The 24,349-nt window shown below is 56.2% G+C and carries 19 protein-coding genes and 1 pseudogene; 9 read left to right on the forward strand and 11 right to left on the reverse strand.

Annotated elements, in window-relative coordinates:
* Window positions 1-40 precede the first annotated feature (40 nt).
* The 5 genes from RMR16_RS23045 to RMR16_RS23065 all read right to left on the reverse strand — a co-directional run bounded on the left by RMR16_RS23045 (window position 41) and on the right by RMR16_RS23065 (window position 5,785).
* The gene (locus RMR16_RS23045; protein WP_320197930.1) at window positions 41-1,264 is read right to left on the reverse strand and encodes an ABC transporter substrate-binding protein; all 1,224 of its coding nucleotides are present in this window, start codon (window positions 1,262-1,264) and stop codon (window positions 41-43) included.
* Between the two features lie 30 nt (window positions 1,265-1,294).
* Window positions 1,295-3,124: an ABC transporter permease gene (locus RMR16_RS23050; protein WP_320197931.1), complete on the reverse strand. Its 1,830-nt coding sequence runs from the start codon at window positions 3,122-3,124 to the stop codon at window positions 1,295-1,297.
* Window positions 3,125-3,191: 67 nt separating this feature from the next.
* Window positions 3,192-4,049 carry an inositol monophosphatase family protein gene (locus tag RMR16_RS23055; RefSeq protein ID WP_320197932.1) on the reverse strand — a complete coding sequence of 286 codons (858 nt, stop codon included), beginning with the start codon at window positions 4,047-4,049 and terminating at the stop codon, window positions 3,192-3,194.
* 87 nt (window positions 4,050-4,136) lie between these two features.
* Complete coding sequence (locus tag RMR16_RS23060) at window positions 4,137-5,126, reverse strand: LacI family DNA-binding transcriptional regulator (protein WP_320197933.1); 990 nt, start codon at window positions 5,124-5,126, stop codon at window positions 4,137-4,139.
* 158 nt (window positions 5,127-5,284) lie between these two features.
* Window positions 5,285-5,785 carry an NUDIX hydrolase gene (locus tag RMR16_RS23065; protein WP_320197934.1) on the reverse strand — a complete coding sequence of 167 codons (501 nt, stop codon included), beginning with the start codon at window positions 5,783-5,785 and terminating at the stop codon, window positions 5,285-5,287.
* 71 nt (window positions 5,786-5,856) lie between these two features.
* On the opposite strand from RMR16_RS23065, the pseudogene RMR16_RS23070 reads away from it, so the two are divergent.
* Window positions 5,857-6,144 (forward strand): annotated as a pseudogene (locus RMR16_RS23070) (DUF4172 domain-containing protein); the annotation flags it as partial.
* A 74-nt stretch (window positions 6,145-6,218) separates the two neighbouring features.
* Here the strand turns inward: RMR16_RS23070 and RMR16_RS23075 are convergent.
* The 4 genes from RMR16_RS23075 to RMR16_RS23090 form a co-directional block, all read right to left on the reverse strand.
* A complete protein-coding gene (locus RMR16_RS23075) occupies window positions 6,219-6,971 on the reverse strand; it encodes a GntR family transcriptional regulator (protein WP_320197935.1) in 753 nt (250 codons plus the stop codon).
* Between the two features lie 138 nt (window positions 6,972-7,109).
* Window positions 7,110-8,240, reverse strand: coding sequence for a sugar phosphate isomerase/epimerase family protein (locus tag RMR16_RS23080; protein WP_320197936.1), 1,131 nt, complete (start codon window positions 8,238-8,240; stop codon window positions 7,110-7,112).
* Between the two features lie 78 nt (window positions 8,241-8,318).
* Entirely contained in the window at window positions 8,319-9,191 is an 873-nt protein-coding gene (locus RMR16_RS23085; RefSeq protein WP_320197937.1) for an amino acid ABC transporter permease, read from the reverse strand.
* Between the two features lie 3 nt (window positions 9,192-9,194).
* Window positions 9,195-10,127 carry an ABC transporter substrate-binding protein gene (locus tag RMR16_RS23090; RefSeq protein ID WP_320197938.1) on the reverse strand — a complete coding sequence of 311 codons (933 nt, stop codon included), beginning with the start codon at window positions 10,125-10,127 and terminating at the stop codon, window positions 9,195-9,197.
* 527 nt (window positions 10,128-10,654) lie between these two features.
* Between RMR16_RS23090 and RMR16_RS23095 the strand changes: the two genes are divergently transcribed.
* The 8 genes from RMR16_RS23095 to RMR16_RS23130 all read left to right on the forward strand — a co-directional run bounded on the left by RMR16_RS23095 (window position 10,655) and on the right by RMR16_RS23130 (window position 20,001).
* Window positions 10,655-11,872: an ABC transporter ATP-binding protein gene (locus RMR16_RS23095; RefSeq protein WP_413785933.1), complete on the forward strand. Its 1,218-nt coding sequence runs from the start codon at window positions 10,655-10,657 to the stop codon at window positions 11,870-11,872.
* A 23-nt stretch (window positions 11,873-11,895) separates the two neighbouring features.
* Window positions 11,896-12,936, forward strand: coding sequence for an extracellular solute-binding protein (locus tag RMR16_RS23100; protein WP_320198017.1), 1,041 nt, complete (start codon window positions 11,896-11,898; stop codon window positions 12,934-12,936).
* A 9-nt stretch (window positions 12,937-12,945) separates the two neighbouring features.
* Window positions 12,946-13,773 (forward strand): ABC transporter permease, encoded by an 828-nt coding sequence (locus RMR16_RS23105; RefSeq protein ID WP_320197940.1) that lies wholly within the window; start codon window positions 12,946-12,948, stop codon window positions 13,771-13,773.
* Window positions 13,766-14,587 (forward strand): ABC transporter permease, encoded by an 822-nt coding sequence (locus RMR16_RS23110; RefSeq protein WP_320197941.1) that lies wholly within the window; start codon window positions 13,766-13,768, stop codon window positions 14,585-14,587. The genes RMR16_RS23105 and RMR16_RS23110 overlap by 8 nt, the downstream gene beginning before the upstream one ends.
* A gap of 32 nt (window positions 14,588-14,619) precedes the next feature.
* Window positions 14,620-16,044: a Xaa-Pro peptidase family protein gene (locus tag RMR16_RS23115; RefSeq protein ID WP_320197942.1), complete on the forward strand. Its 1,425-nt coding sequence runs from the start codon at window positions 14,620-14,622 to the stop codon at window positions 16,042-16,044.
* Between the two features lies 1 nt (window position 16,045).
* Window positions 16,046-16,708: a flavin reductase family protein gene (locus RMR16_RS23120; RefSeq protein ID WP_320197943.1), complete on the forward strand. Its 663-nt coding sequence runs from the start codon at window positions 16,046-16,048 to the stop codon at window positions 16,706-16,708.
* A gap of 454 nt (window positions 16,709-17,162) precedes the next feature.
* On the forward strand, window positions 17,163-17,777 hold the full coding sequence (locus tag RMR16_RS23125) for a TetR/AcrR family transcriptional regulator (protein ID WP_320197944.1): 615 nt from the start codon (window positions 17,163-17,165) through the stop codon (window positions 17,775-17,777).
* A gap of 76 nt (window positions 17,778-17,853) precedes the next feature.
* A complete protein-coding gene (locus tag RMR16_RS23130; RefSeq protein WP_320197945.1) occupies window positions 17,854-20,001 on the forward strand; it encodes a prolyl oligopeptidase family serine peptidase in 2,148 nt (715 codons plus the stop codon).
* A gap of 240 nt (window positions 20,002-20,241) precedes the next feature.
* On the opposite strand, the gene RMR16_RS23135 is transcribed toward RMR16_RS23130, so the two are convergent.
* Together RMR16_RS23135 and RMR16_RS23140 are read right to left on the reverse strand one after the other, a co-directional pair.
* A complete protein-coding gene (locus tag RMR16_RS23135) occupies window positions 20,242-23,355 on the reverse strand; it encodes a hybrid sensor histidine kinase/response regulator (RefSeq protein ID WP_320197946.1) in 3,114 nt (1,037 codons plus the stop codon).
* Between the two features lie 320 nt (window positions 23,356-23,675).
* Window positions 23,676-24,305: a TetR/AcrR family transcriptional regulator gene (locus RMR16_RS23140; RefSeq protein WP_320197947.1), complete on the reverse strand. Its 630-nt coding sequence runs from the start codon at window positions 24,303-24,305 to the stop codon at window positions 23,676-23,678.
* Window positions 24,306-24,349 lie beyond the last annotated feature (44 nt).

The raw sequence follows: 24,349 nt of genomic DNA on the forward strand, positions 1-24,349 counted from the left end.
ACCGGCATGCGTTGGCAGACCGGTTGATTTCACACGGTTCTTATTGACTTGTCTCAACGACCCAGAAGTCGTTAACAGCGGCAACGTTGTCACGCTGGAACTCGGCAGATCCAAAGATCTTCTTCGCATTCGGCCAGTTCTCAGCGCCCTTGGGTAGGGGCACGTCGGTTCGAGGAGAGAAGGTGCCGACCTTGAAATAAGCGGCCATCCCTTGAAGCATGTTCAGACTCGCACCGTCGCGGTAAGGCTTTTCGATTTTTGTGTCCGGCTTGAGATCCTTCGAACCCATTTGGAACGCTATGAATAATTTTGCAGCATTCGGATGCGGAGCCTGCCCGGCGATCGACGTATATGTCGAATAGGCAAATACTCCTGCTGGGTCGACGTCATAGAGAATGGTATTGGCGTAGTCGTCGCTGCTGTTCTTGTTGACGTAATGCATACTCGAGAATGTAATGGGCGGGTTATTTTGCCCTTTGAGCCCCGAAGCGGTCGCAAGCTTCGATCCGGAGTCGTAAATCACGAGATCATTTTTCAGGAGTCGATGCAGATACTCGTAGCCGGCATTTTCGATGCCGTCCGAGAGTTCAATTGGCTTGCCGGTATAAGTCTCATAAGCTTTCGCAAAGTCATCGGAATGCTCTACGATAGAGGCGAGCAGTGCCAAGGATGTCAGCGATCCGAGCGGGCTCTTCATCGCGAAGCGTTTTTTCCATTCCGGTTCCGTCAATTGCCAGACATTCTTGACGGGCGGTCCATCCTTGTACGCGTCAGCATTGTACATGAGGACTGTGGCCTCGACGACCTGCGTTAGTAGGGGTTCACGGAGTTCCGTCGGAATCTTGTCAACCAGATAACGGGGCACATAATTCACGATGCGGCGGTTGGGAAGAAGGTCGAAAATCATCTGCGCTGTACCGGCAGTGTTGACCACATCGACATTGAAGATACCGGCTTGCTGTTCTCGGACGACTTTTTCAATCGTCTTCTCTGAGCCCAGATCATAAGCGTTGACCTTGATCTTCGGGTAAAGCTTCATGAAGTCCTCGGCAAGCGCGTTGACGCTCGAGGACGACGAGTAGATCGTCACTTCGCCTTCTTCATTAGCCTTGCGGGTGATTTCGTCCCAGTTTTCTTCTGTGGGCTGGCTATTCCCCAATTCAGCCGTTTTCACCCACGTTTCGAATGCGTCCTGAGCAAATGTGGCAGATCCGATCATCCAACTTAACGTAGCGATCGCTGCGCCTTTTAAAAACTTCTGCATAAGTCCTCCTCCTTTTTTCGGGTTGCCTCCTCAAGCAAATCCCATCTTCGTATTACGAAAAACGAGCCTAAACAGCAGGTTGCACCCAACGACCAGGGCGACCAGGAGCAAGGTGGCTGCCCCGATAAGTTGAGGTACGTCGTCTGTCTGATAGGTGTAGATCACGCTCGCAAGAACAGCCGTCGATGGCGTGACCAACAGGATGATCAATGAGAGCTCTCGCATGGTGCCGATGAAGCTTAACAGCATACCGGAGACAAGGCCTGACGCAGCAAGCGGAGCTACAATTCTCCGGATACGACCGAACCAGCCAATGCCCTGGACGCGTGCAGATTCCTCCAGCGATTTGTCAATCTGCAGCATAGCCGCAATACCCGTGCGCGACGTGTACGGCAGGTTTTTTACAGCCGCGATGAGTACGAGTAACGCGAACGTTCCGTATAGCGCCGGGATCGGCCCAAAGGACTGAGAGAACATGCCAATATAGATCGCTCCAAAGGCTACCGCCGGGAAGATATATGGCAAGAACGCCGCCATCTCGAGCGTGCGAGACGAAAGAGTGCCCCGGGTGCGAACGACAACGTAACCAATCAGGAAACCGAGCACAGCTGTTGCTAACGCGGTGAATAATGCTAGTCGAAGACTGTTCCACGCAGCATTCAAGATCTGCGGGTTCTTGAACACGCCAGCGTAAAGCGCATTCACTCCGCCGCGCTCGCCGATCCAGTAATGCAGCGTGAGGTTTGAAAGGTCATAATTACCGGCTGTGCGCGATAGGGACTGTAGCGCGAGCAAGCTCAGTGGCAGTACAACAGTGATGCACATCAGTAGGATGACCAGAGCGAAGACCAGCCAGCGCCCACGTCCGAGATCGATCTCTTTCCGCCTGAATCCTTTGCCCGACATCGTGACGAAACTTTTACGAACACCGATGATGCGCTGGTTGATCCAGATAAAGAGGACGGCAAGCAAAACGAGAACCAGTGCCAAGAGATATCCGTCGCCCACATTGCGCGAGCCGATTGCGGCGTAAATTTGCGTTGGCAGAACAAAATAGCGGATCGGCATTCCTAGAACCGCCGGCGTACCAAACGATCCGATGACCCTTATGAACGTCATGACCACGGCGGAGCCCACGGCTGGCACAACGAGTGGAACAGTAATCGAAATGAACTGACGCAGACGCGACATACCAGCTATTGCACCTGCCTCCTCGAGTTGGCTGTCGACGGTCGAGAGTGAGCCAGAGATGATCAGGAAGCCATAAACGTAATAGTGCATTGATAAGCAGATAATAATCGGCAAACTACCAAATGCGATCCAGTCAGGCGGCTGAACGCCAAAAAGGTAAGCGAAAACGCCGGATGCCCCTGCCACGCGATCATTCTTGAAAAACGTTACCCACGCAAGCGCCATGACCCATGAGGGCAGCATGTAAGGCAAAATGACTGCGGTGTTGACAAATTCACGGTAGGGGACATTCGTGCGCACAACCACCCAGGCAAGAATGGCGCCAAGGGCAAGGCATATCGCTGTCGCACCAAACGCCGTTACCAGCGAATTCATGAAAGGTTTATAGAACAGCGCCCAGGACATGCGACCAGTAAATACTCGCTCGTAGTGGAACGAGGTAAGTTCACCAACAGCGCGTCCAGGGAGATATACGGCGTCATAGGGTTGTACCGTGACAGTCTCACGGATTAACTGGAACAAAGGAGCGATAACGAGCAAGCAGAGAGTTGCGGCCATTATAAGCGCAATCACCCGCTCGGGTGCTGTTAGAAAATGACCGACACGCCGGGATATTCGCGTAACTCTTCCGCTGCGCCCCGTGGCTTCGATTTCCGCTAAAGTTGTCATGTTCCCTCCCAGACGGCTCTCCAGGCCGCACTCACTCCAAAATTTGCCTTCGCCCTTTAAGGCGTCATTAGGCGACCTGTGTTCGAGCTCCCGTATTGATCGAGCTGACGACGGCCTTACCCAATGCGAGGGGGATGTTTGCGGCTTCGCTGACGCCGGACGCTATGCCAGCAGCGGATGCCAGAACAGGACCTCCATGACGCAGAGAACCAAGCTTCGTGAACGGGCAGACAACCCCGCCCGCTTCCGCAACGATCAGCATGCCGGGAACGCAGTCCCAAGAGTTCATGTGCAGTTCGACATAGGCGTCCGACCGGCCATCAGCCACATAGGCAAGGCCAAGAGCTCCAGAGCCGGACCGGCGAACGTTCGCGCCCTTGGTAAGGAGTGCTTCAGCAACGCCGAGATATGTCGAGTTCGGGATACGAGTTGACCAACCCAGCTCGATTGATGCCATATCAAACCGCGTCGTCGCAGCTGTTGAAATCGTTATCCCATTGCGCGTCGCGCCCTGGCCCAGCATAGCAAAGTGAAGTTCATCGAGAGCTGGATTGTAGATAGCGCCGAACTGCGTGATACCATTTTCAATATAGCCGATCGAAATGCAAAAATGTGGGATTCCCCGTGCGAAATTCGCGGTGCCATCAATAGGGTCTACAACCCAAACTCGGTCGCGAATCTCGCCGCCGCCCTCTTCGCCAAAAAAACCATCGTCGGGAAAGGCTGCCATGATCGCACCACGGATGTGGTCCTCAGACGCTGCATCCGTCTCGGTCAGAAAATCCTGGGGCCCTTTCATGGTAAAGCCACCTTTGGCGACGCGCCTGAAACCTTCAAGTGCCAGCGCACCGGCCGAGCGGATTACCACGTGGCACAGTTCAGCCCGTTCCTTAACGTCGCTCCGAGAACTCTCACCTAAAGCCATCAACATCTCCTTTGCACACGTGTTCAACATTGCACACGTGTGCATTCATGGCAATAGGGATTTATTGGCTTAAAGGAAGATGCGTGTTCAGGAGCGGACGGTACCGCGTTCGATGAGTTCTACCGGAACGACTTGTGTGGAGACGTGACCGTCATCGTGATCAAGGGCGGCAAGAACGGAATCCGTCAGCACAGAAAATGACTGGCCAATTGTCGTAAGGTTGTAGGCCATCCACGCAGACTGCGGAATGTTGTCAAACCCTACGACGCAAAGTTCGTCAGGAACCGAACGATTGAAGTGCTGTCTCGCCGAATCAAGAAACCCAAGCGCCATCAAGTCAGTGACGCAAAATGCCCCGTCGATTTGCGTGTCGTGCAGTAAGGCTTGGGCGGCGGCTACGCCGGTTTCGTAGGCGGTTGGCCCGTCGCTCCAACGTACAACTTCTCCTCCCTGCTCCAAAAATCTCTCCTCAAACGCGGTCGCGCGCTTGACTTGAGTTGGAGTGAGGCTGCCGCTGCACACAATCGCAATCTTCCGGCATCTTGCCGAAATCAACCGGTTGGCCGCAAGCTGAGCGCCAACAATATCATCACTCAGGATGACATCGATGTCTTCACGTGTGTTGTTGCGATTGATGACGATAAGTTTAACGCCGTTCGCAAGACATTCGTCAATGATCGAGGCTGGTGGCTCTCCGGAAAGGACGACGACGGCACGCGCCCGAAACTCGAAGATCAACTCGATCAACGGTGTAATGTTACTTCGCGCATCGGCGGCATTCAGCAGCAAGCACTGCTGTCCTCGTCGCAGAAGGCCCAGGCTTAACATGTCCAATTGCTTGGCGATAAACGGCGAGGACAAGTTCGCCCCGACAACTCCAACCAGGTTGGAACTCGATGTGTTTAGCGTTTGCGCAAGCCGGTTTACACGATAGCCAAGTTCCCCCGCAGCCTTCAACACGCGTTGTCGCACATCTGGAGAAACGCTCGCGCCAGCGGTAAAGGTCCTGGAAACGGCTGAACGTGAAACTCCCGCCCTCTCGGCCACTTCGATCGATGTCACAAAGTTCTTGGCCATCAAGTACGTTATTCCTCTTTCGCGATGTTGGATCTGTACTAGGTTGAGCGGACGCTTGCAATGCACTCGTGTGCAAACCTAGGCGAAACGCAGAAATCTCGGCCGGAGGTTTGAAATAAGGTGGGATAATTTTGTTAGATACATTGCCAAGTGGCCGATCATGTGTTCGGACGAAAATTTACTATCAGGGACTTGAGCTCAACTTCCCTCACACGCCTCGCTGCTTCGTCTCGTGAGACCCACGCTAGATTTCGTTGGCCCATTTCTTTGTATCTATCCGTAGTTTTTGTGACTTCGATTTGGAAGACTTCCACGATACATGGCGCAACCTGCCCCGTTTCGAGCCATTTGAGGTATGTGAATCGACCCACCGGCTTTTTGTGCACTCTGCCAATCACGCCGGCTTCTTCGAAAGCTTCGATCCGGGCCGCCTCATGCGGCTTTTTCTTATTCATCGGCCAGCCCTTAGGAATGATCCAACGCCCCGTTCCTCGCGACGTGATGAGAAGAACTTCGATGTCACAACCTTCGGGTTCACGGTAGCATAATGCGCCGTACTGCACCTTGAACGCGCTGCTGAATAGCTTTTCGGGCATTGCCGCAAGTTGTTGCAGCAGTGTTTTCGAACTGTCAGGTGTTTGCTTGGATTTCTTGGGCACTGTTTTAAATAGGCCATTGTAGTCACATCTGTCACCTCAGAAAACGCGGACAACAGCTTTTAAGATAAAATAGCCAGGTCAATCTGGCCGCCCAACAGGCGACGCTCGAACGCATAGATTTCTTCATCCAGAAAACAAAGTTCCTACGACGGATATCGAGGACAACTGAATGAGCGCCAAGAAAAGGTAGTCGCGCGCATCTGCAAAGAAGGCTCACTGGGTTTCGTGGGCGGCTTGAGCGCAGAGAACTACATCTCGGTCACAGCCACACGAGACCGCATCAACTCGTGGAGATGGGCGCACTTACCCGCACAGGTGAACGTCGGCATACAGGCTATGCGCTGTTGCTCCAGAATTAAATCCTGACTGGTTATGACCTCTATCAAACTAGGTATGTCGTTGAACGACAGTTCGATTTTCATCAAGGTGGCAATCAGGAAAAATTCTCCAACACCGCCAAGAACGTATGTCTGTCACCTTGTCCCTCGGTCAGCCTAACGCGGCCCTCGATGTCTGCGAGGTGATGGTCCATCAGTTGCTGCGCCTTTGCCAGGTCCTTCGCTTTCAGGGCTGCGACGATCAGGCGATGGTGATCGGCACCGCAATCGTCCTTGCGCTCTTCCTCATAGAGAGACATGACGAGGGAGAGGCGGGCGACGATTTTGGAAAGCATCTCCGTCATAACGGCGTTGCCGCCGAGTTCTGCCAGAACGACATGGAATTTGCCGGATAGGACCGTTTTCGACTTTTCATCGCCGTGGTGATGGATGTGCTCTTCTTCGTCCGTCAGCTTTTCGAGGGCATCCAGTTGATCGATGGTTGCTCGGTCCATGACGAGTTCGAGGATGACGTGTTCAAGCTTGCGGCGCGCTTCGAAGAGGGCTTTTGCTTCCTCGATGCCGGGCTCAGCCACGAAGGTGCCGCGATTTTTCTTGCGCTCTAGAAGATGGTCACTCTCCAACACGCCAAGTGCTCCGCGCACGACAGTGCGGCTGACCCCGAAGTGGTCTGCGATTGCGTCTTCGAGAATCTTAACGCCGGGCTTGAGCGCGCCCTCACCAATGGCCGCGGCCAGTGTGTTACGGATGCGCTCGGTCACGTCGTCATTGGCGGTTTCGGCCGTATCCACCGGGCTGCTAGCCTTTGTTGTGGCTTTGGCGCTTAGACGTCGCCTTGTGGTCTTCATTGTCATCTCCAGATCGGATCAAGCGATATGATTATTTTCATGGAAATATTCCTGCGTATATGCGCTTGATCCTAAAATTCCGGTGCGTCCCATGGTTTTTAAAGGTGATGACACACGTCTCCGATGAAAGCGGGGATATTAGGCTGCCTGTCGCTTTCTGGACGGCGTCGAAAGTGAAATTCCACTCTCCTGACAAACCGCTTCAATGTGGCGCGCAGAATCCTTGATGAAGATCACCGCTTCGCTGAAGCCATAGGCCTGGTGCTCATAGGTCGGGTAGCCATACTGGCTTGCCTCATAGGTTTCCCAATCAGGTATTTCTCCGCCGGCCACACGTTTCTCGAACGTGTCCACCAATTCGAGATAGGCGTCCAGTTCCTCAGCGTTAAGATCCGGATGGCCTGCGCGCCAGATCGGGTCGTTGATCTCGATACACTGGCGGGGGTTGGCCTTGCGCGGCTTGTCTTCGACGGAGGCTGCGACTTCGAGGGAGAGGTTCAGGTCCGGATTGGCCTTGGCCAGAATGGGGATGATTGTGGCAAAGTCGACAATGCCGCGACCGACGGGGCGGGTCTGGAAATCGAGACCACCGGTGGCATGGCCGACATAGGCGTCCTTGATATGGGTCTGGCGGACATAGGGTGCGACACGTTTTGCTGCAAAGACCGGATGTTCGGCCCGTTGCAGTCCGTTTGCCGTGTCGAAGACGACGCCCATGCAGTCCTCGCCAACCTTTTCGATCAGCCGCAGGATTTCAAACGAGGTGATCTCGTCATGGGTTTCCATGTTGAGGTGAACACCGTTCGCGCGCGCTACAGGCGCGAGCTTCAGCAGTACCTTTTCGATACCCCGCAACTGCTCGTCCCAGGTTACATCGGTGCGGAACCGGTCATTGGCCAGCCGCCCGCGATATTCCGACTTGAAGTTGCCCGGCGACACCCAGAGTTCGCGGCAGCCTATGCCCGCACTCGCCTCGATCATGCGGGTAAAGCCTAAGATAACATCGCCACCGCCTATTGCGCGGAACTCCGGAGCCTCGGCGCTGCAATAGGGGTTGATCTTGCCGACGCCCGCTTCGAGGTAAAGGCCGAGTTCGTCAGCTTTGGCTCTGATATCGGCCAGTTCGCCTATGTCCAACGTCTCGCTCATGTCGAGGACCGTGCTGAAGAAGATGCCGCCGAGACCGAGTTCCTTGACATGCTCGAGGCTTTTGAGTGGCCCGCGCTTTCTGGCTTCGGGCAGTTTCTGTCCGTCTATGCCGAGTCTCATGTTTTGCTCCTTGATGTTTCCTGATCGGATTTGCTGCAATGGCATTTCCGTTTGATTAAGGGTGGAGGTGGCGGCGCGTCAGGCGCGTCGCCGGGTATCTTTCTGCGCACCGGCATCTCGACCTTTTGGTGCTAGGTGCTTTTCCAAAAAATGCTGCCCGAAGGATGCGATGGTGGTGATGAGGAGGTACCAGAGCGAGGCAACGCACAGCAGTTCGATGACGAGGAAGTTGCGCGCATAGATGGCCTGCGCCTGGGTCAGCAGGTCCTGCATGCCGATGACGGAAACGATGGCGCTGGCTTTCAGCATGCCGATGGCCTGATTGCCGGTTGGTGGCACAATCAGACGAATCGCCTGGGGGAGAACCACGGTTCGAAGGGTCTGGAGCGGTCGCAGTCCCAGAGATGAGGCCGCCTCGCGCTGTCCGCGATCAACGGCGGTCAATCCACCGCGAATGATCTCGCTCATATTGGCGGCTTCATGCAGGCCGAGCGCTAGAAAGCCTGCAAGGGCAGGGGTGACGAGGTCGTTGATCGATATGGAATAGGTGGCGATGCCCACTTGCGGAATGAACAGGGCAATGTTGAACCAGAAGAAGATCTGGACGATCAGTGGCACGCCGCGGAACCACCAGACGAAGGCGACGGCGAGCGCCTTCAAAACGATGTTCTGGCTCGTGGCCATGACGGCGACGATGCAGCCGAAGGCGATGCCGAAGACCATGGCACCTGCCGTTAGTTCCAGGGTCAGAACGACGCCGTCGAGGATGACCGGATCGACCATGTAGCGCGGGATTTCGCCCCACTGAACAGTCTGGTTGCGTGCGATGGTGAGGATGAAGAGAGCCAGCGCGAGGATCGCGCTGGTACCTGACGTGATTTGCCCCCACCGTATCGGCTTGCCGAGCGGTGGTGCGATGGCCATGCTGACGGGTTGAGCGAATAGGGCCATGGCTCAATTCACCGGCATGCTGGCGGCGTCGTTGAACTTCACGGTTTTGACTGCAAGCGGGCCAAGGCCCCATTTCTCCATTATGGCTTTATAGGCACCGGTATCGACCATATGCTGAAGCGAGGCGATTACCGTATCACGCAAGTCTGGACTGTCCTTCGATACCAACATGCCGAGATAGCCAACGGCGAGGCGAACATCTGGAAGTGCTTGCAGGCCAACGCCCTTGCCGGTCTGGTTTTCCGTTGTGTAGACGCTGGTTGCATAACCGTTGACGGTTGCGTCGGCGCGGCCGGTGCGCACGGCCTGCAAGACGTCAGGCATTTTCGGGATGGACATGATGTTCATAGGTGTCGTGCATTTGGCCGATGCTGTCTCCACCAAGCGTGCCTGGAACGTGCCGACCGGCACGGCAACCTTCTTGCCGCAGAGGTCTTCCATGCTCTTGATGCCGAGAGGATTGCCCTTGATGGTCATGATCGTCGTGGCATCAAACATGTAGTCGATGACATCGACCTGCTTTTCCAGCTCCACATCGTCGTTGATGCCGGAAATGGTCATGTCGAAACGCTTGGACAGGACGGCGGGCACGATGGCAGCACCTGCACCGACATTGGTCATTTGAACATCGACGCCGAGAATGACGCCGAGCGCTGCTGCAATATCGGCATCGATCCCGATCAACTTGCCGTCTTCCGCCTGAAAGCTGATCGGCGGAGTCAGGTCGGTTGCTACTTTGAGCACTTTCTTGTCTTTGATCGCTGGAGGCAAGCGGTCAGCCAGCTTCTGGTCGAATGCGATACCCGGCAGTTTTGCGACATCTGCGTCTGGCACCATCTTTACGGCGGGACCTTCTGCCGCAAGGGCCGAGGTGGCCATCAGCGCGAAGGCGATGCCGGTCAGGCCGTTTTTGAGAGTTTTCGTAAAGCTGCGCATGCGATCCCCTTTTTGATTTTTATCAGCGTGAATTCACAGGAACCTCAAAGCAATCGGCGTGCCAGCTTGATGGGCGAGTGTTCAGTGTCCTGTTTTTAAACGCATATTTTAAACGCCGTGAATTTTCATGCTTCCGTATAGATATTCGTATGAAGTTACGAAAATAGATTGATTAAAAAATCATCTCTGATGGTGTTGCCGACGATCTGAATTAATGCAGGACCTACCCAAGTCGCTGCTTTTACGAGGTATTCCGTCAATTTTTTAAAAAACGACGTTCATGATCTACAGTGATGTTTTCTGCGAATCCCCGGCAATTTCTCGTCTTTGGTCTTGAAACCTTGCTTAATGAATAAGCGATATGGACGTCTATTGCCCATTTTTTAAATTCGAAGATAAATCCGATATGATATTATTATGAATATTCGGAACTATAAAAAACAAAAATAAATGTTATTTATCAATTCGTTGAAAATAAATGACGGTTGATATCGGCAAACTGGCATACCGTTTGCAAATCCCTTGGCATGACCCACAACGAAGCTCACATCGCCGACCGATCCCATCTCCGCCTAGTGCCGTCAGGCGCTGAGCGCTTTGACGGCGCGGCACAACTCGAAGGTATATCAATGGCAGACGCCTCGAAGGCAGCAGAGGGCAAGCAGCTCAGCGTTCGCGGCCTCACCCACAGCTATGGTGGGCAGAATGCGATCAGCGATATCTCGTTCGAGGTTGCGGCTGGCGAGATCGTAGCACTTCTGGGGCCGAGCGGCTGCGGCAAGTCCACGGTCCTGCGGGCGATTGCTGGTTTGATCCAGCCGAAGAGCGGTGTCATCCAGCTCGGTGGACAGGATCTTGCCAATGTTTCGGCGCGCTCCCGCGGCATCGGCATGGTGTTCCAGAATTACGCCCTGTTCCCGCACCTGACTGTGGCTGAAAACATCGCCTATCCGCTGGCCTGCCAGCAGGTGCCGCGTGCGAAACGCAAGGAGCGCGTCGAGGAAATGCTCTCGCTCGTGCAGTTGAAGGGTTATGGCAACCGGCTGCCCCGCGAACTCTCCGGTGGGCAGCAGCAGCGCGTGGCGGTTGCCCGTGCCATTGCCGGGCGGCCCTCGCTTCTGCTGCTGGACGAACCATTCGGCGCGCTCGACCGCGCGCTTCGTTTCGATTTGCAGGTCGAACTCCTGCATCTCCAGAAAACCCTCGGCATCACAACGCTGATCGTCACCCATGATCAGGAAGAGGCGCAAAGCCTTGCCGGACGTCTGGTGCTGATGAACAAGGGCAATGTCGAGCAGATCGACACGCCCATGGCGGTCTATGACCGGCCGAAAACGCTTTTCGTCAACACCTTCATCGGGCAGGCCAATCTGTTGCATGGCACGGTGGAGACACTTGATGCTGAGGCGACGACCATTGCGCTTACGAATGGCAAGACACTCGTTCTCCCGCGCCGCCTGAACTTTACTGTTGGCTCCAGGGTCACCATCACCTTCCGCCCCGAAGACGTCCGTCTTTCAACAAAACCGAGTGAATTCGCATTGCCAGCGCGGCTGACCGTGTCCGTTCCTCTTGGGCCGACGCTCGTCCACGATCTTCTCCTTGAAGACGGCACGGGCCTGCGCGCTTCGCAGGTGCGCGGACCTTCCACCTTCATTCCCGAGCCGGGAGCACAGCTCTTTGCCGAGATTGACACCTTGAGGTGTCACGCCTTTCCGAGCGAACCGGAAGCATCCAGTGAATGAACAACAACAATAGAGGTGAACAGATGCAGGACTTTAACATCACACGACGTCATTTCGGATTGCTTGCCGCCGGTGCGGCTGTCGCAGTCACCGCTCCCTTCGCGGCTCGTGCCGCTGGGGGCACAGCCGTTGCCGCAACCTTTCCCGGCAACTGGGAAGACGGATATCGCACGGTACTGACGCCACTCGTCAAGGAAGCCGGTTTCGATCTGACGGTTGCACCCGCGATGGCGCAGGACCAGCTTGCCAAAGTGATGGCAAGCCCCGGAAACCCGCCTTACGACACACTGCTGATGTCGCCCGGCCAGATGGCCGTCGCCATCGAGAATGACCTGATCCAGAAGATCGATCCGTCCAAGCTCAAGAACTGGAACATGCTTGATCCGGCATTTCAGGGTGAGTACGGCCCGACTGTGACGGTCGAAGTCAATGGCATCGCTTATAACCCGGATCTGGTTCCGGCACCGAAAGACTATCGCGACCTGTTCGAAAACCCGGCGTACAAGGGCCTTGTGTCCTGGACCGGATTCGCCTCCAACACCGGTGTCATGGCCTATACCGAAATCGCCAAGATATTTGGCAAGGGCCCAACCGACATGGAGGCCGTGTTCAAGCTGTTCAAGGACAATCCAGAGCAGATCAAAGGCGTCGTCGCCAGCACGAACCACCAGATGACCCTGTTCCAACAGGGCGAAATCGCCGTCTTCATGTGCTCGACAGGCAATGTCGCGCGTCTCAAGTCCATGGGCCTTAAGGCCGAATTCGTCCAGCCGGAAACGGGTTCTCCAGCAGCACCCGTCAACATCCATCTGACCAAGGGCGCGAAGAACCCGGATGCGGCCTATGCCTATATGGATGCAGCCATCTCCAAGGCAGCGCAGGACAAGCTCAAAATGCCACCGACGGAGATGTTCCCGACGAACAAGGAAGTGGAACTCACGCCAGGCATCGAGGCCTATGTGAAGCGCGAACAGTTGGCATCGCTGGTCTATCCGGACTGGGCTGCAATCAACAAGAACCGTGCGGAATGGATCCGCCAGTTCGACGCTCTCGTCGCCGGTTGAGGTAAGCACATGAAAGCGAGCGGTTTCCCATACGTTATCCCGATGCTTTTGCTGTCGGTGGCGTTCTTTGCGACGCCGCTCGCCGTTCTCGTCGGGTTCAGCTTCATCGGTCCTGACGGTGTTTCGCTGCATAATTACGTACGTTTTCTAGGCGATGCGTTCAACTACCGGGTGCTGGTCAATACCGCCACGCTCGGCCTCCAGACCATCGCCAGCACGACCTTGCTCGGCATTCCCATTGCACTGCTCTATTGGCACAGTGGCAAGACCGCGCGACAGATCATCATCTTCCTGACGCTCATCCCGATGCTGACCAGCAATGTGGTGCGAACGTTCGCCTGGATCGTTATCCTTGGACGACAGGGACCGATCAGCGAGGCCTTCGTCGCGCTTGGACTTGCGGAGAGGCCGTTCACGTTGCTCTCCACCGAATTGGGTCTCGTCATGGCCATGTGTCAGATCGACTTGCCTTTGATAATCCTGCCGCTGATCGCCATCCTGTCGCGAACGCCAGTGCAGTTCACCGAGGCCGCGCAGGTTTCGGGTGCCGGGCCGTGGCGTATCTTCGTCACGGTCCTCCTGCCGATGATGTTGCCCGGCCTGCTGGCGGGCTGGATACTCGTCTTTGCCAGCACCAGCGCGTCCTTCGTCACACAGGCCGTCATCGGCGGTGCTCGCAATGTCTATGTGCCGCAATTGATCTACCGCGAGGTTGGCACGCTGTTCGATTGGTCCATGGCCTCAGCCATCGCCGTCGTCCTGCTATTGTCGACCGGCATTCTTCTCGTTGCCATGACCATGATTTCCCGTCACCGGAGGCTTGTTGGCCATGCATAATCATCGTGAAAACCCGATCCCGACTTTCCTCTACAAAGCGTTTGTCTTTGGCTTCGGCAGTCTCAGCCTGCTCTATCTCGTGGCGCCGATTGTCATTGCCATCACCATGTCGTTCACCTCGGGCCAGACGCTCAAATATCCTCCGCAGGGGTTCTCCCTGCGCTGGTATGAAGCGCTGATCGATCCTGTCCGTTCAGGGACAGAACATATTGCAGCTGGCAATTCGCTGAAGATCGCGGGCCTCGCAGTGCTGGGATCGCTGCTGTTTGCCGTGCCTGCTACCATCGGCATGGCGCGGATGAGACGCCGCACGGTCAATGCGCTGGAGCCGTTTCTGCTGGCCCCACTTGTTCTGCCGAGCCTCGTTTATGGTCTGGCGGCACTGATCGTGGCGAACTTCGTCGGTTTCCAGCCATCGCTCTGGCTCACCGTTGTCGGCCATATCGTCGTCTTCGGGCCGCTGATGTATCGCGCCGCATCCGTCGTCGCTCAGGGCATCAACCCTTCGCTGGCGGAAGCCTCCACTGTCATGGGCGCGACGTGGTACACGACGCTCAGGCGCGTGATCCTGCCGCTGCTCACCCCCGGAATTCTGGCCGGTGCCTTCCTCGTCTTCATCCAGTCGCTCGACAATGTCTCCGTCTCGCTCTTCCTTGCCGATGCGCAGACGACCGTGCTGCCGCTGCGCATGTTCGCATTGATCGAGGAATCGCTCGATGTCCGTGTCGCCGCGATGTCGGGAATCCTGATCGCACTCACACTGGTGGTGATGCTGGTTGCAAGGCGGGTGCTGGCGCCATCGCGGCAAGCCTGAACACAGAAAAATACTTTGGAAGGAAATACCCAATGAACATACATGCCAATAAGTCAGGCAATTATCGCATCGGATCGCTGCTGGCCGATTTCCAACCGGATTTCGACTTTGTTGCACCGCTGCCTTTGCCCGTTGAAGAGTTCGAAGACCGCCTGCGCCGCATCCGCCGTCAAGCCGTCGAGGCTGGGCATGATGCGCTGCTGGTCCATACCGGCGGTGTCGGCTGGTTCCACACGTCCAACCACTATCTGCGTTACATCTGCGACTGGATGCGTGAAGGCGTATTGATCATCCCGACGGATGCCGACAAGCCGATGGTGCTTCTATCCTTCTTTACCCAGTCCGTGCTTCTGCCGCCGGGGGGGGAGCCGGTGCTGGTGGAAGACATCTGGCAGATCGGCCCAATCGGGCGCGAATACGCCGACCGTCCCGGCGACAGTGTCATCAAGACCGCTGAAAAATGCGCCGAACTGCTGGCTGGCATGGGCCTGGCAAAAGCGCAGATCGGCCGCATCGGTGATCGTACATCACTCACCTTCTGGGCTGCTCTTGACGAACTGATGCCGAAGGCCAAGTTCGTCGCTGACAATGCCATTCTCGACCGCATGCAAAAGGTGCGCTCGCCACGCGAGATCGAGATGTTCCGAGCGGCAGCCCAACTCGTTAGCATCGCTACGCAGGCCGCCTATCATGTTGCCAAGCCCGGTGTGACCGATCACGAAATCTATGCCGCCTTCACGCAAGCGCAGCTTTCCTTTGGTGGCGAAACGGGAGACGGTTACCAGATTGGCATCAACGAGTTCGGCACCCATTGTGGCAAGCCTTACGGCCATGTCGTCCGTCCGGGCGATCTCATCAATCTCTACGTCTCCAACATCACCTATCGCGGTTACACCGCCCAGACCGCTCGTATGATCGCCGTTGGCGATATCACCAAGCGGCAGGAGGAGGTGCTGGCAGCCTGCACTGACGGCGTCAAACGTGCCGAACAGCTGATCCGGCCCGGCGCGCTGATGCGCGATGTCAACAACGCGGCCTTCGAGCCGATGATCGAGCGCGGCATGCTTTCCTCACCGGAAGCCCGCACCATGCCTTACAACTGGGCTCCGATGGATGATGGCAGCGCGCGGCTGATCCCGCGCCAATATGTCAAGAATATCGACTGGGAGGCGCAGGGCCGCACTCTCATGCATGTTTACCCGGCAACGCATGGGCCGCATAACCCCAATCTCGGCCACTCGGTCGGCATGGCCGGTGGCCAGAACAGTTTCAATATCTCATCCCACAACTATGACCGGATGGAAGAGGGCATGGTGTTCGTGCTGCACACGCAATGGCTTGAGCCGCTGTCGGCAGGCGGTAATGTCGGCGATATGTATGTCGTCACAAAGGACGGGTTCGAAAACCTCTCCCGCCACACCCCACTTGAAACCCACCGCATCCCTGTCGAGGCCTGATATGACCGACCACACCCATTTCGATTTCGCCAAGCTCAGCGAGCGGGAACGCTACAAAATTCTCATTGGCACTGTCATCCCGCGTCCGATTGCGCTGGTAACAACGGTCAGCAAGGACGGGACGCCCAACGCAGGACCATTCAGCTTCTTCAATGTTCTGACCCATGATCCAGCCATCGTCGCCATCGGCGTCGAGAACTATTCGGACATGCGCTTCAAGGACACCGCCCGCAACATCCGCGAGACGGGCGAATTCACTGTCCACATCTGCGATAACGCGCTGGTCGACCAGATGGAAATCTGCGCCATCAAGTTCGGCCCTGACGTAGACGAGATGGAGGAGGCGGGCCTCGCGACCGTTCCCGGTCAGATGGTATGCAGCCCACGCATTCTCGCAGCGCCCGCCGCCTTGGAATGCCGCCGCCACACCACCCTTCAGGTCGGCCCAGCCCGTGAAATCATCCTTGGCGAAGTCGTCGGCGTGTTCGTTCGCAGCGATGCTGTCAACACCGCCAACCTGCATATCGACCAACAGCTCATGGATGCGGTGGGCCGCATGGGCGGGCATACCTATACCCGCACCCGCGACCAGTTCGACATCAAGACGCTCACACCACAGGAATGGGAAGGCCGCAAGGCGGATGAGAAGGTGGCGGCGGAATGAGATCACTAGGGTTTGTAAATTCAGGGGCTTACTTGGTTTAGGAGAGCTAAGTTTGTTTGTTGGGGTTCGATTCCGTTCAAGAGCAAACTTATTCAGCTGGGCTTGACTCCGGTTCATCAGGAGAGACCGCACCAGGCGCCGCGGCCGGCACGGTGCAGGACGAGGTGCCCTTGATCCGCGAGTGCCTTGAGATGGTCCTTGATGGTGTGATGGCTTGCATCGGTGATACGGGCAGCCTCCGCGACTGTGATCCGCCGTAACTGCGGCGGGGTCGACGTGCAGCGGATGCCATGAGGCGTTGCTTCAATACATCGCCATAAGAGTGAGAATGCGAGCGCGACAGGCTTTGACATGCATGCACCTGCGCATGTATTCGCGTTTTTCGCGAGACAGGGGTTGATCGCTGTCACTTAGTGACATATCTATGGTGTCACTAAGTGACGGGGTCTATGGTATGCTTGCGGAACGCGAAGAAGCTCGTTTGATTGTATCCCGACATGCGGCCAGATTGTTTTTAGAGCATGGACTCGCGGCAACGAGCGGCGACGACATTGCCGAGGCGGCAGGGCTCTCGAAGCGAACTGTCTGGCGTTATTTTCGCTCAAAGGAGGCGTGTGTAGAGCCGCTCTTTTCGGTCTCCGCTTTGCGGTTTGCCTCGGTACTGCGCCGATGGCCGGCGGAAGCTTCCATTGAAGCCTATCTTCATGCGGCGATCCGGCCCCATGAACAAACGCAACACGAGATTGAAGACGACGTACTCGCCGTTCGGCTGATCGCATTGCTTCCGAAGGAACCCGCTCTGCGAACCGCATGGCTGATGTCCTGTCATCTCGGAGAGGGGCAACTGATCGAGGTCGTTGCCCAACGCGCTCAACGTCCGGCCAGCGATTTCGATGTCCGCCTTTGCGCCGCTTCGGTTATGGCTGCGATTCGGGTGGTCGACGAGGATGTCAGCACCGCCGCCATCACATATGCCAGGAAGTTCACGCTTCCGGAGATCATCGATCAACTCGCGAAAGCGATCCGTACGGCCAGTACGCTGCCCATCTGCGATCCCGTCGAGCGGTAAAAATCCATTGTGCAACGAGCCATCGAAAATGGGTCATCTACGGCCCTGTCTCGTCACGCCTGAAATCGGAGACGCTATGACAATTCTCGCATTCTTCTACGCACTTCCGCTGCTGGCGTTCGCCAGCAGCGCTTTAGCAAATTCGGAGGTTTTACCAACCATGCCCAATATCAGCTATCCAGACACCAAGCGTATCGACGTTGTAGAAAGGCACTTTGGTCAGACGATCACTGATCCCTATCGCTGGCTCGAAAACGATGTCCGCAGTGATAAGGATGTAGGCGCGTGGGTCAAAGCCCAGAACGAGGCGACGGATACCTATCTCCAGACACTGCCCGGTCGCGAAGTCTTCACGAAGCGGCTGACGGCGCTGTTCGACCACGAAACATTCACGGCGCCGGAAAAGCGTGGTGAGCGCTATTTCTATACCCGCAATTCTGGCCTCCAGAACCAGGCCGCGCTTTACGTTCGTACGGGTTTGGACGGCGCTGAAACCATCCTGATCGATCCCAATGGCTGGACTGAGGATGGAACAACGGCTCTCGCCGCGTGGTCGGTATCCGATGATGGTTCGCATCTGGCCTATGCCGTACAGGATGGCGGCACGGATTGGCACACGATCAATATATTGGACGTGAAAACCGGAAAAGTGCTTGATGACGCGGTCAAGTGGGCCAGATTCACCGAGATTTCGTGGCTCAAAGATGGCTCCGGCTTTTTCTATTCCCGCTATCCTGATCCCGAGAAAGGTGTCTCGGCGCAGTCAGGCGTGTCCAATCACGCCATTTATTATCACGCTGTTGGCACAAACCAGTCGCAAGACCGGCTGCTTTACGCCACCCAGGACCAGCCCAACCTGATAAACGTGGTCGATGTCAGCAACGACGGTCGATACGCGATGATCTATTCGACGCCGGGAGTGGGTGCCAATTCCCTTTCCGTCGTGGATCTCGAAAGCGAAGATTGGAAGCCGCGCAAACTTATCGACGATTTTCACGCCGAATGGAGCGTTATCGGCAATGTGGGCACGACGCTCTTCATCATGACCAGCGAGAAAGCCGAGCGCAGGAAGATCGTAACATTGGACCTTTCCGAAGCCGGTGCGACGTTCAAGGACCTGGTGGCTGAACAGGAGGCGGTTCTCACCAACGCCTGGATGCTGGGGCAAAGGCTGATTGCGACATACCTCGTCGATGCGAAAACCGAAGTCCGCCGTTACCACCTCGATGGGATACCTGATGGCGTGGTCGAGCTACCGGGCATCGGCAGCGCGGGAGGGTTTCGCGGAAGTGCGCCAGACGACGAGGCATTTTTTATATTCACCAGTTTCAACGCTCCAACCACGGTCTACCGCTACGACGTCGCCACCAACACGAGCACTGTCTGGGCCGAGCCGGACGCCGGTTTCGACTTCGATCGGATCATCGTCGAGCAAAAGTTCTACACATCGAAGGACGGCACGCGCGTTCCGATGTTCGTCGTCCGCCGCAAGGATGTCACCGCGCCAGCTCCGACACTGCTGTATGGTTATGGCGGTTTCGGCATCAGCATGATCCCTTACTACAACCCCGCACAAATGGCCTGGGTCGAGCAGGGCGGTGTCATGGCAATCGCCAATATTCGCGGCGGCGGTGAGTATGGCAAGGCATGGCACAATGCCGGGCGCCTCGACAACAAGCAGAACGTATTTGACGACTTCATCGCCGCTGGCGAATATCTGAAAGCGCAGGCCATTACGTCTGCGGACGGTCTTGCCATCCACGGCGAATCCGGTGGTGGGCTCCTCGTTGGGGCAGTCACGAACCAGCGTCCCGATCTCTTCGCGGCGGTCTTGGCAGGCGTCGGCGTGATGGACATGCTGCGCTATCACAAGTTCACCGGTGGCCAGTTATGGATGACCGATTTTGGCGATCCGGCAGTCGAGGACGATTTCTACAATCTGCTTTCCTATTCGCCCTACCACACCATCAAGGCGGGCAAGGATTATCCAGCGGTATTGGCCACGACTGCAGACACGGATGATCGCGTCGTTCCGGCTCATAGCTTCAAGTATATTGCCGCACTCCAGGCGGAGGATTTCGGACCAAAACCCCGTCTCGTGCGCATCGAAACCCGCGCTGGCCATGGAGCCGGGAAACCGATGAACAAGATGATTGATGAAGTGGGGGATTTATGGGCCTTTGCCGCTCACTGGACTGGCCTGAAAGTCGGTGCGCCAAAATGACGATCGGCTACCAGTGCGAGATGGCTTGAGTGTCAATCGGCTTGGAATGTTGACCCCGTAAGGGAGGCTGGGGTGACCGCGTATGATTGGTCGGTCGACGGTTTGGTCTTTGTCCTTCGGCTGGAGGCTGAAAAACTGGCACAGTAAACTCAGATCCACAGCGCTCGATGCCAGATTGACGCCCGTTCATCCCGCTGATCTCTTCGATCCGCAGATGCGTCATTAACGGTTGCCCTGGACTCAAACCACAGCGATCGCCTTGGCTATGATTTCGGCCAAATCTTCGGTGCGGAACGGTTTGGAGAGTTGCAGCGCATTACCCACGCCAGACTCGGTCCGGCCGGTGTCTCCACCACTTGCAAAGACGATGCGAACGTCGGGCCATCGATCCCTGACCTGCCTGGCAAGATCAGATCCAGACATGCCCGGCAGGCCGACATCGGTGAGCAATATGTCTACGGTTTCCTTTTCAAGGATACGGAGTGCCTCCTCGGCGGACCCTGCTTCCTGCACTGAATGGCCAAGATGCGTCAGCATGTCGACCGTCGACATGAGGATAAGCGGCTCGTCTTCGACGACAAGTATTCTGACCGGCAAAGTTGCTAGCTGTGATTGGGCCTGCTTGATTTCCTGCGATTCGAGCCTGTCTGCGGCGATCTTGTGTTGTGCCGCGTTCCCCAACACATGCCGAACCTTGCGGGCGAGTGCATCTCGCGTATAGGGCTTGGAGAGCAATTCGACGCCGGCATCAAGGCGACCTCCATGGACAATCGAATTTTCCGTGTAGCCTGAGGTAAAGAGGATAGCCATGCCGGGAAACAGGGCTTTGGCCTTTCGGGCGAGTTCCGTGCTACGCATAGGTCCAGGCATGACGACGTCGGTAAACAACAGGTCGACATGCACGCCGCTGTCGATGATCGTGAAAGCCGATTGTGCATCCCGTGCTTTCAGCACGCGATATCCGAGATCGCTAAGCAATGCCACTGATGTCTCGCGCACAGCGTCATCGTCCTCAACGACCAGAACTGTTTCCGTGCCGCCCTCTGCCGGGGCCATGTTCATGTCTGCCAGGGTGTCTTCGGCGTGCACTGTCCGCGGCATGTAAATCTTCATCGTCGTGCCATGGCCGACCTCGCTGTAGATCTTGAGATGACCACCCGACTGTTTGAGGAAGCCGTACACCATCGACAGCCCAAGACCGCTTCCCTTGCCTTGGCTCTTGGTACTGAAAAAAGGTTCAAGCACGTGCTCGAGAATCTCCGGTGGTATGCCGGAACCCGTGTCCGTCACGGCGACGAGCACGTATTGCCCAGGTCGAACATCGTCGTGAGTGCGGGCATAATCCTCATCGAGAACGGCGTTTGCCGTTTCGATCGTCAGCCGTCCGTGGCCCTCCATCGCATCTCTGCCGTTAATCGCAAGGTTGAGGATGGCGTTTTCCAATTGGCTCGCATCTATCAATGTGTTCCAGAGGCCACCGGAGATGACGATCTCCAGTTCGATTTCCTCTCCTAGCGCCCGCCGCAGCATGTCGTCCATGTTCTGGATGAGCTTGCGGACGTTGACGACTTTTGGTTCGAGTGGCTGCCGTCGACCGAATGCCAGAAGCTGGGACGCGAGCTTGGAACCGCGTGACACGCCTGCGAGCGCATTTTGAACCTTGAGCTCTGCGCGCGCGTTGCCGGCGACGTCTTTGGACAAAAGCTGCAGGTTGCCGCTCACCACCTGTAAAAGGTTGTTGAAGTCATGCGCGACGCCGCCCGTCAGATTGCCCAGCGCTTCCATTTTTTGGGCTTGTCGCAGGGCGATTTGCGCCGCCTCGCGATCAATCGATTCTCGCTCCAGCTGGAGCAAGGCGGTGCGCAACTCCTCCGTGCGCTGGTCGACCCGTTGCTCAAGCGTGTGGTTGAGGCTTTGTAGCTTGTCTTCGGCACGCTTCTGGTCGGTCACATCGAAGCCATCGACGAAAATGCCGGCAACAGTGTTCGCCTGATCGAAAATCGGTTGGTAGATGAGATTGATAAACCGCTCTTCGGGTTGTTCTTTGTCCATCCGCTTGAGGAGGACCGGCATGTTGCGGCCGACATAGGCTTGCCCTGAATGAAACACACCATCCAACAACTCGAAAAAGCCTTGGCCAGCGACTTCCGGCAGTGCGTCGCGCACACCCAAACCAATTAGCTCTCGATGCCCGACCAACTGCAGATATGCGTCGTTGACCAGCTCAAACACGTGATCCGGTCCGCGCAAAATGCACATGAAGCTTGGGGCCTGCTGAAACAGCGCTCGAAGGCGATCCCGCTCGGCCGTGCGCAGTTCGACCTCGGAAACCAGTTGACGGTTCAACTTCTCGAGGGTCACTGCGGCGTCTTCCCGCATCTGGGCAGCTTCGGCCAGAGCCGTAGCACGCCTTCGCTCGGTATCGAATGCTTCAGCGCTTGCGAGGCGCGACGCGATCTGGCCAGCAACCAGCTTAAGGAAGTCCAGATAATCGTCATTGATGGGGCGGTGGGGGTTAAGGCCGGTGATAAGAACGCCCTTGGGCTTGTCACCCCCTTGTCCGACAAGCGGTATGATCGCTGCCTGCATTGCAGGCCGATGCCAGGCACCGGTCGGCACCTCGCTAAAGTCACCAATATCAACCAACTCGGGCGATTGACTGTTCCAAATGCTCCGCAAATCCCAGACAGCGCTGTCGTTGGTCAACCCAGCTGGCGCGAGAGGATGATCTCGCGATATCCCGTTTGCCCAGATGCGTTCTGCGCTGCCATCATCGTTGAAGATGTAGAGCAAGCTAAAGGTGAGATCCAAAGTGTTCTCGGCCATGACTTTGGACGCCGCGAGGCAGACATCATCCGCGCGGTCAGCGACCGCGAGCGCGGATGCAAGCTGTCGCATAGTGCCCATGCGTCGCTCGCTGATGACCCGTTCCGTTTCTTCGGTCACCGCACAGAAAACACCCTCCACCCGGCCGCTGTCGCCCACAAGTGGGCTGTAGGAGAAGGTGTGATAGGTTTCTTCCGGATAGCCATCGCGTTCGAGCAGCAGGAGCAGAGCGCGATCCCAGGTCGCCTGGCCTGTCTCGTAGACCGTGGCGAGACGATCCTTGACGTCGTCCCAGATCTCGGCCCAGAGCACCTTGGTGGGGACGGCGAGGGCGTTCGGATGCTTTTTGCCCAATGTAGGGCGATACGCGTCATTGTAGAAAAAGTTGATGTCCGGACCCCAACCGAGCCACATCTCAAAACGTGACGTGAGCAGAAGGCGAAGCGCCACTTTCAAAGCTTGCGGCCAGGTTTCAGGCGGACCCAGACTCGTCTTCGACCAATCAATCTGGCGCATCATTTGCGCCATTTCGCCGTCTCCGACAAAGATATCTCGATATAGCTCAGACGGTTCGGCGGTCATGACTTCCATCATATTTCAAAAAGAACAAAATTCGGCGATGATCAACGCGTGTCCAGTCAAACGGTTGCCATCGCTAACCCTATTTTTACACTGTATTAATCGCCGGAAGATGCAATCGAAGAGCCGGGAGATGACTGACCGGCCGCAAGTGCCTGAGTTAGAAACCTGCGATCCTCCGTGCTTGAAACTGTGGTTGGCTAGGCAGACATATTCTTGATTTCCGCATGCTGCATTGGCGTGCTTATCGGGGTTCTCTGCTTATGACCTTACCCCCTTGAAACCGCAAGCCCGTTGATGACGATGTCGAGATGGGCCTCGATATAGCTTGGCAGATCGAGGTCTTTGCGATTGCCGAAGATCAGCGTCTCGACTGCCATTGACAGCACCGGAGCAAAGATAATGCTGGCGCGCGCTGCGGGGGCGCGCCTGAACTCGCCAAGATGCGTGCCCTCGTCCAATAGCACCTGCGTTCGCGCGAATATCGGCTCCATAAGCTCTCGAAAATGTGTGTCAACAACCTCGGGAAAGCGCGAGCCTTCAGCGACCACAAAACGCAGCATCTCACGTGTTTTGCGGTTCTCCAGCACTCGCTCGTAGAACAATCGAATAAGAGATTTTAGGCGCTCCGTACACGTACCAGACAGCTCGTTTGCCTCCGTAAGAACGACTTCGAACGGAACCGAGATGTGCCTGATCATCGCGGAGAAAAGCTCTTCCTTGGTCGGGAAATAGACATAAATCGTACCTTTGGTGACCCCAATGCGATCAGCTATATCCTCGACGCGCGTCGCCATGAAGCCGCGCTCAACGAACTCTTCGAAAGCCGCGTCGAGAATCTGGATGGGTCTTTGAGCCTTTTGTTCGGCACGCGTCAATTTCCCCGAATTCTCCACCATTTACCCGATCCTACCTTGTGAAATGAAGCGCTATCATATTTTCG

This window comes from Agrobacterium sp. rho-13.3 (genome assembly GCF_033957765.2).
Taxonomy (GTDB): domain Bacteria; phylum Pseudomonadota; class Alphaproteobacteria; order Rhizobiales; family Rhizobiaceae; genus Agrobacterium.

Excerpts from the sequence above, each read along its gene's own strand:
- RMR16_RS23045 (WP_320197930.1), bottom strand. The coding sequence starts at position 1,264 with ATGCAGAAGTTTTTAAAAGGCGCAGCGATCGCTACGTTAAGTTGGATG.
- RMR16_RS23050 (WP_320197931.1), bottom strand. The coding sequence starts at position 3,124 with ATGACAACTTTAGCGGAAATCGAAGCCACGGGGCGCAGCGGAAGAGTT.
- RMR16_RS23055 (WP_320197932.1), bottom strand. The coding sequence starts at position 4,049 with ATGGCTTTAGGTGAGAGTTCTCGGAGCGACGTTAAGGAACGGGCTGAA.
- RMR16_RS23060 (WP_320197933.1), bottom strand. The coding sequence starts at position 5,126 with ATGGCCAAGAACTTTGTGACATCGATCGAAGTGGCCGAGAGGGCGGGA.
- RMR16_RS23075 (WP_320197935.1), bottom strand. The coding sequence starts at position 6,971 with ATGAAGACCACAAGGCGACGTCTAAGCGCCAAAGCCACAACAAAGGCT.
- RMR16_RS23080 (WP_320197936.1), bottom strand. The coding sequence starts at position 8,240 with ATGAGACTCGGCATAGACGGACAGAAACTGCCCGAAGCCAGAAAGCGC.
- RMR16_RS23085 (WP_320197937.1), bottom strand. The coding sequence starts at position 9,191 with ATGGCCCTATTCGCTCAACCCGTCAGCATGGCCATCGCACCACCGCTC.
- RMR16_RS23090 (WP_320197938.1), bottom strand. The coding sequence starts at position 10,127 with ATGCGCAGCTTTACGAAAACTCTCAAAAACGGCCTGACCGGCATCGCC.
- RMR16_RS23095 (WP_413785933.1), top strand. The coding sequence starts at position 10,655 with ATGACCCACAACGAAGCTCACATCGCCGACCGATCCCATCTCCGCCTA.
- RMR16_RS23100 (WP_320198017.1), top strand. The coding sequence starts at position 11,896 with ATGCAGGACTTTAACATCACACGACGTCATTTCGGATTGCTTGCCGCC.
- RMR16_RS23105 (WP_320197940.1), top strand. The coding sequence starts at position 12,946 with ATGAAAGCGAGCGGTTTCCCATACGTTATCCCGATGCTTTTGCTGTCG.
- RMR16_RS23110 (WP_320197941.1), top strand. The coding sequence starts at position 13,766 with ATGCATAATCATCGTGAAAACCCGATCCCGACTTTCCTCTACAAAGCG.
- RMR16_RS23115 (WP_320197942.1), top strand. The coding sequence starts at position 14,620 with ATGAACATACATGCCAATAAGTCAGGCAATTATCGCATCGGATCGCTG.
- RMR16_RS23120 (WP_320197943.1), top strand. The coding sequence starts at position 16,046 with ATGACCGACCACACCCATTTCGATTTCGCCAAGCTCAGCGAGCGGGAA.
- RMR16_RS23125 (WP_320197944.1), top strand. The coding sequence starts at position 17,163 with ATGCTTGCGGAACGCGAAGAAGCTCGTTTGATTGTATCCCGACATGCG.
- RMR16_RS23130 (WP_320197945.1), top strand. The coding sequence starts at position 17,854 with ATGACAATTCTCGCATTCTTCTACGCACTTCCGCTGCTGGCGTTCGCC.
- RMR16_RS23135 (WP_320197946.1), bottom strand. The coding sequence starts at position 23,355 with ATGGCGCAAATGATGCGCCAGATTGATTGGTCGAAGACGAGTCTGGGT.
- RMR16_RS23140 (WP_320197947.1), bottom strand. The coding sequence starts at position 24,305 with ATGGTGGAGAATTCGGGGAAATTGACGCGTGCCGAACAAAAGGCTCAA.